This is a genomic window from Roseateles sp. GW823-FHT07B05 (assembly GCF_058794515.1).
Genome location: NZ_JBXAGX010000001.1, coordinates 956,205 through 972,525, shown reverse-complemented (window position 1 = coordinate 972,525; position 16,321 = coordinate 956,205). Strand labels below are relative to the sequence as shown.

The 16,321-nt window shown below is 71.6% G+C and carries 12 protein-coding genes; 4 read left to right on the top strand and 8 right to left on the bottom strand.

Annotated features, from left to right (window positions below; translation table 11 throughout):
- Nucleotides 1-209 precede the first annotated feature (209 nt).
- Nucleotides 210-1,070 (top strand): alpha/beta hydrolase, encoded by an 861-nt coding sequence (locus AC1Q7O_RS03935; RefSeq protein ID WP_492659163.1) that lies wholly within the window; start codon nt 210-212, stop codon nt 1,068-1,070.
- Nucleotides 1,071-1,075: 5 nt separating this feature from the next.
- Here the strand turns inward: AC1Q7O_RS03935 and AC1Q7O_RS03930 are convergent, their stop codons facing one another.
- Nucleotides 1,076-2,161, bottom strand: a complete 1,086-nt coding sequence (locus tag AC1Q7O_RS03930) for a LacI family DNA-binding transcriptional regulator (RefSeq protein WP_492659162.1) — start codon at nt 2,159-2,161, stop codon at nt 1,076-1,078.
- 262 nt (nt 2,162-2,423) lie between these two features.
- Here AC1Q7O_RS03930 and AC1Q7O_RS03925 point away from each other — a divergent pair, with 262 nt between their 5' ends.
- Nucleotides 2,424-4,400, top strand: a complete 1,977-nt coding sequence (locus AC1Q7O_RS03925; RefSeq protein ID WP_492659161.1) for a sialate O-acetylesterase — start codon at nt 2,424-2,426, stop codon at nt 4,398-4,400.
- Nucleotides 4,401-4,584: 184 nt separating this feature from the next.
- Here the strand turns inward: AC1Q7O_RS03925 and AC1Q7O_RS03920 are convergent, their stop codons facing one another.
- The 5 genes from AC1Q7O_RS03920 to galB all read right to left on the bottom strand — a co-directional run bounded on the left by AC1Q7O_RS03920 (nt 4,585) and on the right by galB (nt 8,594).
- Entirely contained in the window at nt 4,585-4,986 is a 402-nt protein-coding gene (locus AC1Q7O_RS03920) for a RebB family R body protein (RefSeq protein WP_492659160.1), read from the bottom strand.
- Nucleotides 4,983-5,222 (bottom strand): RebB family R body protein, encoded by a 240-nt coding sequence (locus AC1Q7O_RS03915; protein WP_492659159.1) that lies wholly within the window; start codon nt 5,220-5,222, stop codon nt 4,983-4,985. The genes AC1Q7O_RS03920 and AC1Q7O_RS03915 overlap by 4 nt, the downstream gene beginning before the upstream one ends.
- Nucleotides 5,223-5,225: 3 nt before the next feature.
- The gene (locus AC1Q7O_RS03910) at nt 5,226-5,465 is read right to left on the bottom strand and encodes a RebB family R body protein (protein ID WP_268166343.1); all 240 of its coding nucleotides are present in this window, start codon (nt 5,463-5,465) and stop codon (nt 5,226-5,228) included.
- Nucleotides 5,466-5,526: 61 nt separating this feature from the next.
- Nucleotides 5,527-5,739 carry a hypothetical protein gene (locus AC1Q7O_RS03905; RefSeq protein ID WP_492659158.1) on the bottom strand — a complete coding sequence of 71 codons (213 nt, stop codon included), beginning with the start codon at nt 5,737-5,739 and terminating at the stop codon, nt 5,527-5,529.
- Nucleotides 5,740-5,876: 137 nt separating this feature from the next.
- Nucleotides 5,877-8,594 carry a beta-galactosidase GalB gene (galB, locus tag AC1Q7O_RS03900; protein WP_492659157.1) on the bottom strand — a complete coding sequence of 906 codons (2,718 nt, stop codon included), beginning with the start codon at nt 8,592-8,594 and terminating at the stop codon, nt 5,877-5,879.
- 165 nt (nt 8,595-8,759) lie between these two features.
- Here galB and AC1Q7O_RS03895 point away from each other — a divergent pair, with 165 nt between their 5' ends.
- The gene (locus AC1Q7O_RS03895; RefSeq protein WP_492659156.1) at nt 8,760-9,797 is read left to right on the top strand and encodes a LacI family DNA-binding transcriptional regulator; all 1,038 of its coding nucleotides are present in this window, start codon (nt 8,760-8,762) and stop codon (nt 9,795-9,797) included.
- On the top strand, nt 9,794-11,374 hold the full coding sequence (locus tag AC1Q7O_RS03890) for a glycoside hydrolase family 43 protein (protein ID WP_492659155.1): 1,581 nt from the start codon (nt 9,794-9,796) through the stop codon (nt 11,372-11,374). The genes AC1Q7O_RS03895 and AC1Q7O_RS03890 overlap by 4 nt, the downstream gene beginning before the upstream one ends.
- Here AC1Q7O_RS03890 and AC1Q7O_RS03885 read toward each other — a convergent pair.
- Entirely contained in the window at nt 11,371-12,990 is a 1,620-nt protein-coding gene (locus tag AC1Q7O_RS03885; protein ID WP_492659154.1) for a glycoside hydrolase family 43 protein, read from the bottom strand. The genes AC1Q7O_RS03890 and AC1Q7O_RS03885 overlap by 4 nt on opposite strands.
- Nucleotides 12,991-13,105: 115 nt before the next feature.
- Nucleotides 13,106-16,258, bottom strand: coding sequence for a TonB-dependent receptor (locus AC1Q7O_RS03880; RefSeq protein ID WP_492659153.1), 3,153 nt, complete (start codon nt 16,256-16,258; stop codon nt 13,106-13,108).
- Nucleotides 16,259-16,321 lie beyond the last annotated feature (63 nt).

Sequence of the window (16,321 nt, the reverse complement as noted above, 5' to 3'; positions counted from 1 at the left end):
CAATCAAATTCAAGCGCGTTTCGATCACGGAACGGGCATCGAGGCCATCAAGCTGAGGTGCGGCGCGCGTGCCGCTGAGGGAGGCCATGACGAAAAGCAAATCGCCGGGCGGCCAGAAGTCATTGGCCTGCGCACGGGCAGCCTGCCTAGCATGCACCGCCCTTCCCCACCCACCTTGCCCGACGATGACGCGACTCCGGTGTTCCCTGATGGCCTCTCTCCTCGCGCTGGCCGGCGCTGCGGCGGCGCAGCCGGCCGACGCGCAACGCCCGCTGAGCTGGCCCATCGAACTGCAGGCCGACGACCGGCCTGCCTTCGCGCCGCCGCCGGCGGGCTGGGACCGCCCGCGCGACGGCATCCCGCACGGCCGGCTGGAGATGCTGAGCTACGACTCGCGCACCGTCGGCACGCGCCGGCGCCTGCTGGTCTACACGCCGCCGGGGTACGACCCGCAGCGCGCCTACCCTGTGCTGTACCTGCTGCACGGCATCGGCGGCGATGAGACCGAGTGGCAGCGCTTCGCGGCGCCCGAGGTGCTGCTGGACAACCTCATCGCCGACGGCCGCGCCCAGCCCATGATCGTCGTCATGCCCAACGGCCGCGCGCAACCCAACGACCGCGCCGAGGGCAATGTGTTCGCCGCGGCACCGGCCTTCGCCCGCTTCGAGCGCGACCTGCTGGACGATGTGATCCCCGCCATCGAGGCGCGCTTTCGCACCCGCACCGACCGCGAGGGCCGCGCGCTGGCCGGCCTGTCCATGGGCGGCGGCCAGGCACTGAACTTCGGGCTGACGCACCCGGAGCGCTTCGCCTGGGTGGGCGGCTTCTCGTCGGCCCCCAACACGCGGGCGCCGGCCGAGCTGCTGCCCGACGCCGACGCGGCCCGGCCGTTCCGGCTGCTGTGGCTGTCCTGCGGCAGCCAGGACGGGCTGCTGCGCGTCAGCCAGGGCGTGCACGCCCGGCTGCAGGCGCTCGGCGTGCCGCATGTCTGGCATGTGCCGGCGCACGGCCACGACGCGGCGCAGTGGCGGCAGGACCTGTACTACTTCGCGCAGCGGCTGTTCCAGTGACCCGCTCAGGCCACCGCGCCCAGCCGCAGCGGCGGGCGCGAGCGCGGCGCGGCGTCGGACTGGCGGCGCACCAGCTCGAACGGCATCAGCACATGCTCGCTGGGCAGCGGCTTGCCGGCGCGGCGCGCGCGGATGTGGCGCACCAGCAGTTCCACCGCCGCGCCGGCCATCTTCATGACCGGCTGGCGCACGGTGGTCAGCTCGGGCCAGATCGTCGTGGCCAGCGGCGCATCGTCGAAGCCGACGACGGCCAGGTCGCTGGGCACGTCCAGCCCCATGCGGTGCGCGATGGCCACCGTCGCGGCAGCCATGTCGTCGTTGCTGGCGAAGATGGCCGTGGGACGCTGCGGCCCGGCAAGCAGCCGCTCGGCGGCGTCCAGCCCGGAGCGGTAGCTGAAGTCGCCCTGGACCAGCTGCGCCGCCTGCGCCGGGTCCAGCCCGGCGTCGCGCAGCGCGCTGCGGAAGCCCGCCAGCCGGCGTTCGCTGCAGTGCTGGTGCCGGTCCCCCAGGATGAAGCCCAGCCGGTGGTGGCCCAGCGACAGCAGGTGGCGCGTCATCTCGTACGCGGCGCGCTGGTCGTCGATGCCGACGGCGCTGGCCAGCGCGCTGGGACGGCCGCTGGACACGGTCACGGCCAGCACATGGTGCGCGGCCAGCCGCTGCAGCAGCGGCTCCGAGTCGCAGAACGGCGGCGGCAGGATCAGGCCATGGAGGCCGCCGGCAATCATGCGCCGGACGATTTCCTCCTCATCGTCGCGCTGCTCGCAGCGCTGCACGTCCAGCTGCAGGTGGCGCAGGCTGGCCTTGCTGAGCAGGCCCATCATGAAGTCGGACAGGTAGCCCACGGTCGGATCGTGGAACACCATGCCGATGCGGATGGACTCGGCGTCGGGCGCGCGGCCGGCGGACGGATGCGGCAGGTAGTTCAGCGCGGCGATGGCGGCGCTGACCTTCTCGCGCGTCTCCGGCCTCACGCCGGGCTCGTCGTTGACGACGCGGGACACCGTCATCGGCGACACGCCGGCCAGCCCGGCCACATCGGCAATCGTGGCCGCCTTGGTGCGACGCCGCTGGCGCGCGGGTTGATTCACTCTCGACCTCGATGGTTCGCTTGCGTCCGTGGGACCTGCCCGCGCCCACGGCGGGCCGGCGTCGCAGGATGGTAAGCCATCACAGGGATACCACGACATTGGTTGCGCGCACATTGCTTCTCTTTACAGCGCCGGCAGGCCCAATCCGTCACGGCCAGCGCCACCCAGCCTGCAAAATCGCGCCTGCCCGGCGGTGACGCCGGCTGATAGCGCTACACAAACGATCGCCGCAAACAGGCGACACCCGCTCACAAGGAGACCCATGCATTCATCCGCCCTGCGCCGCCTCGCGCGGCCGCTTCTTCCCACCCTGCTGGGCCTGCTCGGCGCCACGGCCCAGGCCGACGTGCGCCTGGCCCAGGTGTTCGGCGACCACATGGTGCTGCAGCGCGAGCAGCCCATCCGCATCTGGGGCTGGGCCACGCCGGGCCGCACGCTGACCGTGGCGCTGGCCGGCAACAAAGCCTCCGCAAAGGCCGGCGCCGACGGACGCTGGACCGCGCAGCTGCCCGCGCTGAAGGCCGGCGGGCCGCATGAGCTGCGCGTGACCGGCGACGGCGAGGCCCGCCGCCGCGACCTGCTCATCGGCGACGTCTGGCTGCTGAGCGGCCAGTCCAACATGGAATGGCCGCTGCAGGCCACCGACACCGGGGCGCAGGACGTCGCGTCACCGCAGAACGCGCAGCTGCGCCAGCTGCGCGTGCCGCTGCGCGCCAGCCTGCGGCCCGAGGCCGACATCGCGCCGGCTCCGTGGGTGGTGGCCGAGGCCGGCAAGGTGGGCGAGTTCAGCGCCGTGGGCTACCACTTCGCGCGCCAGATGCAGACGACGCTGGGCGTGCCCGTGGGTCTGGTCAACACCGCCTGGGGCGGCTCGCACCTGGAGACCTGGGTGCGCCGCGACGTGGCACTGGCCGACGCCGAGCTGGCGCCCTTCGTGAAAGACCTGCCTGCCGACAACACCGGCTTCGCCCGGGCGCTGCGCCAGCGGCTGGAGACGCGCGTGGCCGCCTGGCAGCCGGGGCTGCCCTGGCAGGGCGTGGACGCCAGCGGCTGGTCGGCCACCGGCGACCTGGACGCCGCCTGGCCCGTGCTGCAGGCGCCGGGCGTCTGGGAAGGCCAGGGGCTGGCGGACGTGGACGGCATCGTCTGGCTGCGCCGCCAGGTGCCGCTGAACGCCGCGCAGGCCGCTGGCGCCGCCGAGCTGCACCTGGCCAAGGTGGACGACTGCGACGAGGTGTGGGTCAACGGCCAGAAGGTGGGCGGCCAGTGCGGCTACGACCAGCCGCGCCGCTACGCCGTGCCCGCCGGCCTGCTGCGCGCAGGGGCGAACTGGATCGCCGTGCGCGTGACCGACACGGGCGGCGGCGGCGGCATTCATGGCGACGCCGCCGCGCTGCGGCTGGACACCGCGGCCGGCGCGGTGCCGCTGGCCGGCGCCTGGCGCGCCCGCGTCGAGGCTGTGACGGTGGGCAACGGCCCCACGGCCAACGACGCGCCGACGCTGGCCCACAACGGCCTCATCGCGCCGCTGCAGGGACTGTCCTTCCGCGGCGTGCTCTGGTACCAGGGCGAGAGCAACACCGGCCGCGCGGCGGCCTATGCCGGCGGCTTCCAGCGCCTCATCACCGACTGGCGCACACAGTTCGGCCAGCCGCAGCTGCCGTTCTTCTTCGTGCAGCTGGCGTCCTTCCTGCCGCTGCAGAACAACCGCCCCGGCCAGGGCGGCTGGGCCGAACTGCGCGACGCCCAGGCGCAGGCGCTGAAGCTGTCGCACACCGGCATGGCGGTCGCCCTCGACGTGGGCGACGCCAACGACATCCACCCGCGCAACAAGCGCACGGTGGGCCAGCGCCTGGCGGGCCTGGCGCTGCACGACCTGGGCCTGCGCACGGCGCCAGCCAGCGGGCCGGTGCTGGCTGGCTCGGAGGTGCGCGGCAACGAGCTGTGGCTGCGCTTCAAGCACACCGGCGGTGGCCTGCGCGCGGCGCTGGCGGGCGAGGCGCTGCGCGGCTTCGTGCTGGCGGGGGCGGACCGCAAGTTCGCGCCGGCCACGGCGCGCATCGAGGGCGACGCCGTCGTCCTCAGCAGCCCGGCCGTGGCAGCCCCCGTGGCGGCGCGCTACGCGTGGATGGACAACCCCAGCGAGTCCAACCTCGTCGGCGGCGACGGCCTGCCCGCGGCACCGGCACGCAGCGATGACTGGGCGTTGGAGACGGCGGGGAAGAAGTACCCGCAGTGAGCGCCCAGGTGCGACGTCCGGCCGTGGTGCGTTACCCATGCGCGCGCCGGCCGTTGCACCGGTGTCATGAACGGCAGCCGCGTTGCTGGCGGCAGCCGCGACAGCACCGCCCTTTCCTGAGGCCGATGGCCGGGACCCTTGGACGAAGATGCCCCGCCGTTGCGCGTCGTCCCGGCGCGCCTCTTCAAGCGGTGGAAGTAGTCGGCTCAGCGGCAGGTTCCGGCACCGCCGCGAGGGTCTTCTCGATCTCGTCGCGCAAGCTCACCAACACGGCATGGAGTGCATTGATCTGCACGTCGATGCCGGGGTTCATCAGCGGTGATTCGGCCAGCTTCAGCACGGCCTCGGCCTGTTCCGTGCGACCGTCCAGCAGGGCGGTGGCGGCAGCCGTGGTCATCGCGCAGCGCAGCGTGAAGCTGTGCTGCTGCTGTTGAACTGCGTTGTGCATCGCCAGGCTCAGTGCATGGGAGAGCGCCTGGTAGGCGGCGCCGGCGGCGAAAGGTTGCCGGCTGCCGCGCAGCAGGTCGTTGACCTGCTGGATCGCATCAACGATCTGATCGTTGGTGGCCGCAGCTTCCTCGGTCATGACTTCGATGCGGCAGCGCCCAGCAGGGTGGTGATGGCGCGTGTGGTGACCGCCTGTGCAAGGCTGGTGCCGAGCTGCTGCTGGCTGGCAGCGTTCTGCGCCGCCAGCGCGAGCGCCTCGGCCGTGGCCTGGTAGAGGGCACCCATCGATGCCGCCGCGGCGTCGCTCAGGACCTGGACATTGGCCTGCGTGACGGCGTCGGTGATCTGATCATTGACAGAGGTTGGGAAGGCCATGGATCACACCTTGTCGGCAGCGCCGCCCAGCAGCACCTGGACACAGCGGGTGGTCACCGCCTGGGCGATCTCATTGCCCTGCTGCTGCGCCGCAGTGGCATTGTGGGCAGCGTTTGCCAGTGCCTGTGCGGTGGCTTGGTAGAGATTGCCCATCGCCATGGCGGGCGCGTCGCCCAGCACCTTGACGTTGGATTGCGTCACGGCATCCGTGATCTGGCTGTTGACTGCAGTTGGGAAGGCCATGTGATTCCTATCCTTCTTGAGGGACTAACACACGCTCGCCACTGGCTTTGCAGGCCAATCGTCAAGCCGATTGAGAGAGCTGTTGCACCACCTGGGCCACCGATGCATCGGCAGCGGCCACGGCGTTCTCGGCAGCTTCCATGGAGAGAACATGCGCCGGCGCCGCGGCGACGTCAGGCTCCGCGGTGGCTTCCGACGGGCTCGTGGCTGCGGCGGATCCTTCTGCGGGAGGCGATGGCTCTGCAGCGGCGTCGGGGGCTTCAGGGGTGTCCATGCGCTGCATCCTGCCCAGCCAGTTGGCGGCCTGCATCCTGCTGATTGATGATGCCGCGTTGGTAACTCGTTAGATCGGCATGAGCAGAGCGAGCCCCGACGGACGCGTCACGCCGGAGCATCGAGCGCGCGGCGGCTCTACTTCGGCTGCGTGGTGATCACGACCTCCGCCGTCGACAGCCCGTCGGCCTCGGCGCGCACGACCAGCCGGCCCGCCACGCCGGCACGGCCGCGGACGATGGCCAGCGCCTGACCGCTGAACGCGCGGCGGCTCAGCGACGGGAAGGCATCGAAGCTGGTCGCATCGCCGTTGTCGGTGGCGACGATGTCACCGGGGCCGTCCAGATGGAAGCGGATGCGCGCGTCGGCGCGCGGCACGGTGCGGCCTTGCGCGTCGGTGACGCGCAGCGTGACGAAGCTGAGATCGCTGCCGTCGGCGGCGATGGTGCCGCGGTCGGCCTGCAGCGCCAGCCGCGTCGCGGCGCCGGTCGTGGCGACGCTGGTGGTGGCCCAGGGCTGGCCGCCCTTGTAGGCCCGCAGCGTCAGCGTGCCGGGCTCGTAGACGACGTCGTCCCAGCGCAGCCGGTATTCGCCCGGGCCCTTCTTGCGCCGGCCCAGCGAGCGGCCATTGAGGAACAGCTCGGCCTCGTCGCCGCTGGTGAACGCATGCACCGGCGTGACCTGGCCCACGCGCTCGGGCCAGGTCCAGTGCGGCAGCAGGTGGGCCATGGGCAGCTCGGGCCGCCAGCGCGACTGGTAGAGCCAGTAGCGGTCCTTGGGGAAGCCGGCCAGGTCGACGATGCCGGAATACGAGCTGCGCGCCGCGTAGTACGGCGTGGGCTCGCCGAGGTAGTCGAAGCCGGTCCAGACGAACTCGCCAGCGACGAAGGGGTGGGCGTCGAGCGCCTTGAACACCTTGTCGGCCGACGCGCCGAAGTCCACCGCGTGCAGCTCGTAGCCGCTGACCTGCAGCGCCTGCGAGTCGCCGCCGCGGCCGTCGCGCGTGATGGAGCTCTGCGCCGGTGTGACCGGGAACAGGTAGACGCCGCGGCTGCTGAAGGCCGACGCCGTCTCGCTACTGACGATGAGCTTGCCCGGGAACTTCGCGTGGAAGTGCGGGTACTGCGGCGGCGTGCGGATGCGGTCGGTGCCGATGAACTCGGGGTCCTGGCGGATGCCTTCGCCCTGGTAGTTCAGGCTGATGACGTCCACCTCGGCGGGCAGCGGCATATCGGACTTGGCGAAGTTCATCGCCGTCGTCGTCGGGCGCGTCGGGTCTTCCTCGCGGGCGATCTGGTGCAGGCGGCGCGCGACGGCGGCGCCGGCTTCGCCGGTGTACTGCTCGCCCACCTCGTTGCCGATGCTCCACATGACGATGGACGGGTGGTTGCGGTCGCGGCGCAGCATGGCGCGCAGGTCGGGCTCGTGCCAGTCCGGGAAGATCAGGTGGAAGTCCAGCGGCGTCTTCTTGCGCTCCCAGCTGTCGAAGATCTCGTCGACGACCAGCAGGCCGAGGCGGTCGCACAGGTCCAGGAACTCCGGCGCCGGCGGGTTGTGCGCCAGGCGGATGGCGTTGGCGCCCATCGCCTGCAGGATCTGCAGTTGCCGCTCGGCGGCGCGCACGTGGAAGGCGGCACCCAAGGCGCCAAGATCATGGTGCAGGTTGACGCCCTGCAGCTTCACCGGCTGGCCGTTGACGTGCAGGCCCGTGTCGGCATCGAAGCGCAGCGTGCGGATGCCGAAGGGCGTCTCATGACGATCCACCTCGCCGGCCACGCTCACCAGCCGCGTGACGGCGACGTAGCGCTGCGGCCGCTGCTGCGGCGCCGGCCCCCACAGGCGCGGCCTGGCGATGCGCAGCGAGGCCGTCACCTCGCCCTGCCCGGCCGCCGGCACGCCCAGCCCGGGGTTGCGCGCGGCGGCCACGGCGTCGCCGGTGGGCCGGCCGTCTGCGTCCAGCGCGAAGACCTCGGTCAACACGTCCACCGCCGCGGCCGCGGCGCCGTCGTTGTCCACGCGCACGCGGACCTGCACGGTGGCCTGCTCGGCCGACACCTCGGGCGTCGTCACCGTGGTGCCCCAGTGGGCCACGTGCACCGGCGCCGTCTTCGTCAGCCAGACCTTGCGGTACAGCCCCGCGCCGGGGTACCAGCGGGCGGACTCGGGCGGGTTGTCCAGCCGGATGACCAGTTGGTTGGCGCCGCCGGGCCGGGCCCACGGCGTCAGGTCCAGCCGGAACGAGTTGTAGCCGTAGGGCCAGCCGCCCACGAGCTTGCCGTTGAGCCAGACGGTCGCGTAGGCCATCGCGCCGTCCACGTCCAGGAACAGCGAGCGCCCCTGGTCGCTGGCGGGGATGTCCAGCGCGCGGCGATACCAGACCGGGCCCCAGGTCTGCAGCCGACCCATGCCGCCGTAGGGCCCCGTCTGCAGGAACGGGCCGGCGATGGCCCAGTCGTGCGGCAGCGTGACGGCCTGCCAGCCGCGGTCGTCGAAGCCGGGCTGCACGAAGGCGACGTCGCTGCCGGGGTGGCCGTCGGGGCGGCGGTGGCGCCTGGCCGGGTCGCCGATGAAGGCGTTTGCGCTGGGCAGCACCCAGGGCTTGAGCACGCGGCCCGGCGCGGCGGCCGTGGCCTTGACGGCCTCGTCGGGCCGCGCGTCGGCCACCTTGCCGTCGGCCGAGGCGGTCACCTCGGGGCGCACGTCGTACATCAGCGACGCGGTGGCGCCGGCCGGGTCGCCGCGATGGAAGCGCCAGCCGGCGGCGAGGTCGATGCGCTCGCGCGCCAGCGCCGGCAGCGCCGCCGCCAGGGCCAGCGCCAGGCCAGCGGCCACGCGCCGCCAGGGGTTGCCGTACATGAGGTCTCCTGACTGTCGTTGGTACCGCTCTCGTCACCCCTTCCCGGTCAGCCATCTCGTTGGGGGAAACGCCAGGAAGTATGGGTTGGCGGATAAATATGATAGCGATACCAAACAAGCAGAGACAAGACTTCTCATGAAGTTGACCGAAGGCGGGAGCCCGCGGTGACGGCGCTGCCGCAACGCCCCGAATGGCGGGCCCGGCTGAACGACGTGGCCCGGGAAGCCGGCGTCAGCCTGGCCACCGTGGACCGCGTGCTGAACCAGCGCCCGGGCGTCAGCGCACGCACGCTGGCGCGCGTGCAGGAGGCCGTGTCGCGGCTCACGCTGCAGCAGGAGCCCGCCACCGCACCGCGGCCGCGCGGCGGCAGCTGGCTGCTGTGCTTTCTGCTGCCGGCGGGGCCCAACCATTTCGTCGAGCAGCTGCGCGAGGCGCTGCACGCGCTGGCACCCTGGCTGGCCGAGCAGCACGCCCGCGTGGATGTGCGCACGACGGACGCGTTCGCACCGGCCGCCGCGTCGGCCGCCGTGCGCCGGCTGCGTGGCCAGTACGACGCCGTGGTGCTGATGCTGGAGGACGAGCCGCTGGTGCGCGACGCGGTGGAGCGCATGGCGGGTGACGGCACCTGCGTCATCACGCTGGTGTCCGACATCGCCGCGCGCGGCCGCCTGCATTTCGTCGGCATCGACAACCGCGCCGCGGGCCGCACGGCGGCCTCGCTGCTGGCGCGCAGCCTGGCGGGGCGGCCGGGCCCGGTGGGGCTCGTGCTGGGCTCGCAGGCACTGCACGATCACGCACAACGGCTGGCGGGCTTTCGCGAGCGCATGGCGGCCGAACATCCCGGGCTGGCGCTGCTGCCGCCGCTGGCCTGCAAGGACCGTGCGGAGTCGGCCCAGCCGCTGGTGACGCGGCTGCTGGACGAGCGGCCCGACCTGGCCGGCCTCTACAGCATCGGCGCCGGCAACGACGGCATCCACGCGGCGCTGCGGCGGCGCGGCGTGGCCTGGGTGTGCCACGAGCTGACGCCGCACACCCGCGCCGCGCTGCTGGACGGCACGGCCAGCGCCGTCATCGGCCAGTCGGCCGCACAGGAGGCGCAGCTGGCCTGCCGGCTGGCGCTCGCGCGGCTGACGCGCCAGCGCGGCCAGGCCGACACGGTACCGCTGCGCATCGAGATCTACCTGAAGGACAACCTCCCATGAAGCTGCCACTCGCCATGCGCATCGCGCTGGCACTGGGCGCGGCCACGCTGCTGCTGGCCGCCCTGCCCGCCCTGGCCTGGCAGGCCGACAACGGCGACGGCACCTACACCAACCCGCCGCTGTACGCCGACTACCCCGACCCCGACGTCATCCGCGTCGGCGAGGACTTCTACTTCGCGACCACCACGTTCGCGAACTCGCCGGGGCTGCGCATCCTGCACTCGCGCGATCTCGTCAACTGGCGCATCGCCGGCCATGTGCTGCCGCGGCTGGATGGCGGCCCGGCGTTCGACCTGACGGGCGGCAGCGTCTACCGGCGCGGCGTGTTCGCGCCCAGCCTGCGCTTTCACGGCGGCGAGTTCATCGTCGCGTTCACCGTGGTGGGCCAGAACACACGGCTGTGCCGCGCCGCCCAGGTGGCCGGCCCGTGGCGCTGCCACGCGCTGGACCGCGCGGCCTTCGACCCCGCGCTGTTCTTCGACACCGACGGCCGGGCCTACATCGCCACCGCCATCGGCAGCGACGGCACGGTGACGCTGCTGTCGCTGAGCGCGGACCTGACCCGCGTCACCGAGACCCGCCAGATCCACCACATCCCCGGCGCCGAGGGCTCCAAGCTGGTCCGCCGCGGCGACTGGATCTACCTGTTCAACGCGGTGCCGCGGCGGCTGGCGATGACGATCTCGCGCGCCCGCGCGCTGACCGGCCCGTGGGAGACCATCCATGCCATCGACAGCGCCACCAGCGGCGGCCACCAGGGCGCCATCGTGGACCTGGCCGACGGGCGCTGGTGGGGCTTCGTCATGCAGGACAAGCCGGCCATCGGCCGCGTGACGAACTTCAGCCCCATCTTCTGGCGCGACGACTGGCCCGTGTGGGGCACGCCCGAGGCGCCGAACCGCGTGCCGGCCGTGGCGCGCAAGCCGGTGCAGGGCCAGCCGCCGCAGCAGCCCGCCACGTCCGACGAGTTCGACGCGCCGACGCTGGGCCTGCAGTGGGCGTGGAACCACAACCCCGACGACACGCGCTGGTCGCTCAGCGAGCGGCCCGGCTTCCTGCGGCTGAAGGCGACGCGCGCCGAAGGCTTCTGGACCGCCCGCAACACGCTGACGCAGAAGGGCCAGGGGCCGTACAGCCGCGCCGACGTGCGGCTGGACCTGGCCGGCCTGGCGGCCGGCGACCGCTGCGGGCTGGGCACACTGGGCAAGGTCAACGCCGGCATCGCGGCCGTGCGTGGCAAGGATGGCGGGCTGCGGCTGGAGCGGCACACCATCATCGACAACGGCGACCGCGTAGCCGCTACCGTGCGGCCCGGCCCAGGCGTGCCGCTGGCGGCCAGCACGGTGACGCTGCGGCTGGAGATGGACTTCACGCGCGAACGGGGCCGGCTGTCGTGGCTGGACGGCAGCACCGCCCGGCCGCTGGGCGACGAGTTCGAGCTGGTCTACGACTGGCGCACGGGCACCTTCCAGGGGCCGCAGGTGGCGCTGTTCTGCTTCAACACGGCGGCGACCGACCAGGCCGGCCATGTCGACGTGGACTGGTTGCGGTTCAGCGACCGGCGCCCGGCCGACTAAGGCTGGGCGGCATAGAGCGCGAAGGCGAAGTCGGCCGGCCGGCCTTGCTTGTCCTTCAGCAACCGACCGTCCAGGTAGGCCGCCCCATCGGCATAGACATCGGCGCGGCTGGCGCGCAGGTAGAGGTCGAGGCCGTTGCGCGTGCCGCGCAGTTCCAGCGCATAGCGGCGGCCGGCCCTCAACGTGACGGGCGGCCCGGCGACGAGTGCGATGCCCAGCAGGCCGGCGCCCTGCGGTTGACAGGCCAGCGCCAGGCCGTCGCCCGTGCCCAGCAGGTCGGCACCCGCGCCGTAGGTGTCTGCACCCGCATCGGCGGGGCCGAGGTCCAGCAGCACCAGCCGCAGCGGGCTGCCGGCGCGCGTGCCGTGGCCGTCGCCGGCGTAGAGGCTGATGGAGCCCAGCGTGAAGTCGGCATGGGGCACGAAGGTCTGCGCCAGCCGGCTCGCGCCGCCGTCGCTGTTGAAGCCGCGCGGCTCGGGCGCCTCGTCGAACGGTGACTTGACGGACGCCAGCATGGGCACGCCCCGCCACGCGGACGGGTAGCCCTGGATGAACTGATCGACGCGCAGCCGCGCGTCGGAGCGCCCGGGGTCGGGCGACGCGGGCGTCACCGCTGGTGGCACGGGCGGGCGGCTGAGGCCTTCGGGCGTCTGCACGACCGGCGCGATGCGGCCGTCCGGCAGGTAGTGCAGGTACTCCAGCGCCACCGAGCGCCGGCCCAGCGCGCCCGTCTGCCCATCGGGCAGCGTCAGCGTGGCGTTGTGATAGACAAGGTAGGACTGGCCCTTGAAGTCGTCGATGAGCCCGGCATGGATGGTGTAGCTGTTCCTGGCCGTGCCGGTCAGCAGGCCGCGGTAGGTCCACGGGCCGCGCGGGCTGGGCGCGGTGGCATAGGCCAGGTGCTCCCACAGGCCCTGGTGGGCCATGGCGGCGTAGGTCAGGTAGTACAGCCCCTGGCGCTTGGACAGCCACGGCCCCTCGGTGTAGTTGGGCAGCGCCACCTTCTCGATGGGCCCGTCCAGCTCGGTCATGCTGGCCTTGAGCCGCGCCAGGTAGAGCACCGGGTTGCCCCAGGCCATCCAGGCGGTGCCGTCGTCGTCGATGAAGACGGTGGGATCGATGTCGTTCCAGCCATAGGGGCTGGGCGTCGTCGCGTCGGTGACGAGGGCCGACCCGCGCGCGTCCTTGAACGGCCCGAGCGGGTGGTCGGCCACCGCGACGCCGATGGCCTTGCCCGGATGGGTGTCGTCGTGCTGGACCGTCGTGTAGAGGTAGAACCTGCCGCCGCGCTGCACGACCTGCGCGGCCCAGGCGTCGCGCACGGCCCACTTGAAGTCGGTGGCCTTCATGACCGGGCCGTGCGGCGTCCAGTGCTTCAGGTCGGTGGACGAGTAGGCCAGCCATTCCTTCATCGTGAACATCTCGCTGCCCCGGGCTTCGTCGTGGCCCACGTAGAGGTAGACGGTGTCGCCGACGACCAGCGGCGCGGGGTCGGCGGTGAAGACGTCGCGCAGCGCCGGGTTGCTGCCGGGCACGGGCGCCTGCGCCGCCGCCACGAGCACGGACGCCGCGCCAAGGGCCGCCACGGCACGGCCGAGCAAGGAGGGTTTGTTCATGGCTTCGGCGGCACGCGGGCCGTCCACAAAAAAGGCCGGCTGATCAGCCGGCCCAAGCCCAGGGGGCACCAGAGGCCGGCGCCCTGCAGGCGGCGGCCAGCTCGTTCATGCGGCCTCAGAAGGCCACGCGCATCGACACGTTGTAGCTCGGGCCCGGCTTGTACTCGTCGAACACCGCGCCGGGGAACTGCACATAGGTGCGGCTGACCGCGTCGGTCGCGTTCCAGACGCTGACGTTCAGGCTGGCGTCGTAGGGGAAGCCGAAGGCCTGCTTCAGGTTCACGCCGGCGGACGCGTCGATCTGCGTGCGGGCAATCGTCCACATGTAGGCACCGGGCGTGGACAGGCCCACGCTGGCGTTGACGATGTGCTCGGACTGGTACTGGCGCGATACGCGCAAGCTCAGGCCGTTGCGCTCGTAGTAGACCGTCAGGTTGTTCGTGCGCGGCGGCACGCCGGCCACCGGCAGCGCGTTGGGCAGCTCGTCGGTCTGCTTGGTGTACGTGTAGTTGGCCGTGAAGCCGAAGCCCTTGATCGGCAGGAAGTCCAGCGGCTGCTGCCAGGTCAGCTCCAGGCCGCGCACCTTGAGCTTGGTGTCGATGTTGTAGGGCTCGGTGATCTCGACCAGGTGCTTGTCGCGCCCGCCGCTGGCGGTGACGGCCTGCAGCTGCGCGTCGGTCAGGCCCACGGTGCCGTACAGCGCGTCCAGCTGTGCCAGCGTGTAGGTGACCAGCCGGTTGCCGGGGCGGCCCACCAGGTCCTTGCCGAAGCCGCTCAGCGCCACGTAGGCCTCGCGGTTCAGGTAGTACTCCAGCGACAGGTCGAAGTTGTTGGACTTGAACGGCTTGAGGTTGGGGTTGGTGATGTTGCCCTGGCGCGCGCCCTGGTCGCCGATGGAGAGGCTGGTCTGGCGCAGGTCGGCCGGGTTGGCGCGGGTCAGCGACTTGGACGCCGACGCGCGGCCGATCAGGTCCGGCATGATGTTGTAGGCCAGCGTGAACGACGGCAGCAGGTTGGTGTACTTGGTGGTCTCGTAGACCCACACGGCCTCGTTGTCGTAGAGCCCGCCGTTTTGCAGCGTCGCGTTGCGCGGATCGGCCTGCGACCGCACCTCGCCGATGGTCTGCAGCGTGCTCGCGAAGCGCATGCCGGCGTTGTAGCGCAGCGTGCGGTCGAAGGGCCGCAGCACGCCGCTGATCTCGCCGTACGCGGCCTCCACCACCTCGCGGATGTAGCCACCGCTGCCGTTGTTGAAGCCGCGGCGGATGTTGTCGCGGAAGTAGGCGTAGTCGGTGTCCTTGGCGAACTTGTCCCAGTTGACGGTGATGAAGCCTTGCGGGGACGCCATCGCGTAGTCGGGCACCTTGGCGTTGGTGACGACCGAGCCCAGGTAGGCCAGCGCCGGCGCGCCGGCCGTGGAGCCGGTGCCGAAGCCGGGGTAGGCGGTCGCGGCATCGGCAATGGCACCCGGCGTGCTGCGGCCGTCGCAGCCGGGGCTGCGCAGCTGCGGGTTGGGCTGGACGAAGCGGTAGTTGACGTTGTTGCCGCAGGCCACGTTCATCCACGCGTCCGCGACGGAGTAGCCGCGGTAGCGGCGCTCGATGTCGTCCCGCGCCACGCCCATGCGCACGTTGAGAGCCTCGTCACCCCACTTCACGTTCAGGCGCGCGCCGTCCGTCGTGTTGCGGCGGTCGTAGAGGTCCATGCGCAGGCCCGACAGGCCCTGGCCGGCCTGGTACCAGCCGAAGTTGGTGGGGTCGTTGATGTTGAGGTTGCTGCTGTAGCGCGGCAGCTCGCCGGGGCGGCTGTTGTCGTAGGTGATGACGGAGTTGGGCGAGCGCGTGGCGAGCAGCACCGTGGGCATGTCGCGGTAGAAGTCGCTGTAGGTCTTGTTGAAGTGGCCGTCGATGACCCAGTCGTCGCTGGGCCGCAGCTCGAAGCCGGGGTTGAAGCTCCAGAACTTGGTCTTCTCCTCCATGGGCCGGAACTCCAGCGACCAGAAGGTGTTGGCAAACGTCGCCTTGGTCAGCACGCAGCCGCCGTTGCAGTCGCGGCGGTCGAACTCCATGCCGATGGGGATGGGCGTGTTCGCGCGCGTGCCGGCGTTCATGCCGTTGTAGACCATCTTGTTGGACTTCTCGGCCCCCATCATGTCGAGGTAGAGGTCCCACTTTTCGTTGGGGCGCCACTGCAGGCTGACGATGCCGCTGGCGCGCTCGCGCTCGCCCTCGTAGCTGATGTGGCGGCCCAGCCGGCCCATCAGCGCGTTGTCGATCTGCTTGATGCTGGCGCCGGGGTTCAGGTCCAGCAGCATCTGGCGGTTGATCTGCGTGCCCGGCACGAGGATGGGACGCGCAAAGGCCGGCAGGTCGTTCAGCGCCAGGCCGCTGGGCACCGTGTCGGGCGTGGACTGCGAGCCGCCGCCGGTGTTGTTGGGGTTGTCGGCCGCGTTGGCCTGGAAGGACTTGAGCTGGAAGTTGCGCATGTCCACCGTCTGGAAGCCGGTGGTCTTGTACTTGGTGTGCCCCCAGGCGGTGCCCACCAGCGCGCCGAAGTCGCCGAAGGTGCTGGAGCGCCAGGTGTTGCTGACGATGGCCGAGCCGGTGTCGCTCCACTTGCCGACCTGGTCGCGGTAGTTGCCGCTGAGCGTGAACGCCGAGCGGAAGCCCTGCTTGTCGAACGGCCGCAGGCTGCGCATGTCCACCGTGCCGGCGATGCCGCCTTCCATGATGCCGGCCCGCTGGCTCTTGTAGACCGTCGCGCTGCGGAACAGCTCCGACGGCAGGAAGTCCATGTCCACCTCGCGGTTGGCGCTGATGTTGCCGCCCCAGGAACCGGCCGACGCCGACGCCATCGGCGCGCCGTTCAGCAGCACGCGCGTGAAGTTGGCGCCCATGCCGCGGATGGAGATGTTCATGCCCTCGCCGTCGATGCTGGCGCGGTTGACGCGCACGCCGGGAATGCGGGACAGCGAGTCGGCGATGCTGGCGTCGGGGAACTTGCCGATGTCCTCGGCGAACACCGTCTCGCTCAGGCCCACGTCGTCGCGCTTCTCACGCACCGCGTTGGCCAGCGAACTGCGAAAGCCCGTGACCGTCACCGTCTCCAGCGTATTGCCCTTGGCGGCCGGCGCCGACGCGGCGGCCGCCGGCGCAGGCGCCCCTTGCGCGTAGGCACAGGCAATCATGCCGGCCAGCGTCGTGGTTGCGAAAACATCACGGGCCACGCCCAGGCGGCGGCGGCCGGCTTCCATCGGATATCCGTTCACTCTTGTCTCCTTGTTGGCCTCGTGCGCGGGCCTTTGTGGGGTGCCCGCCGTGACGCGACAGGC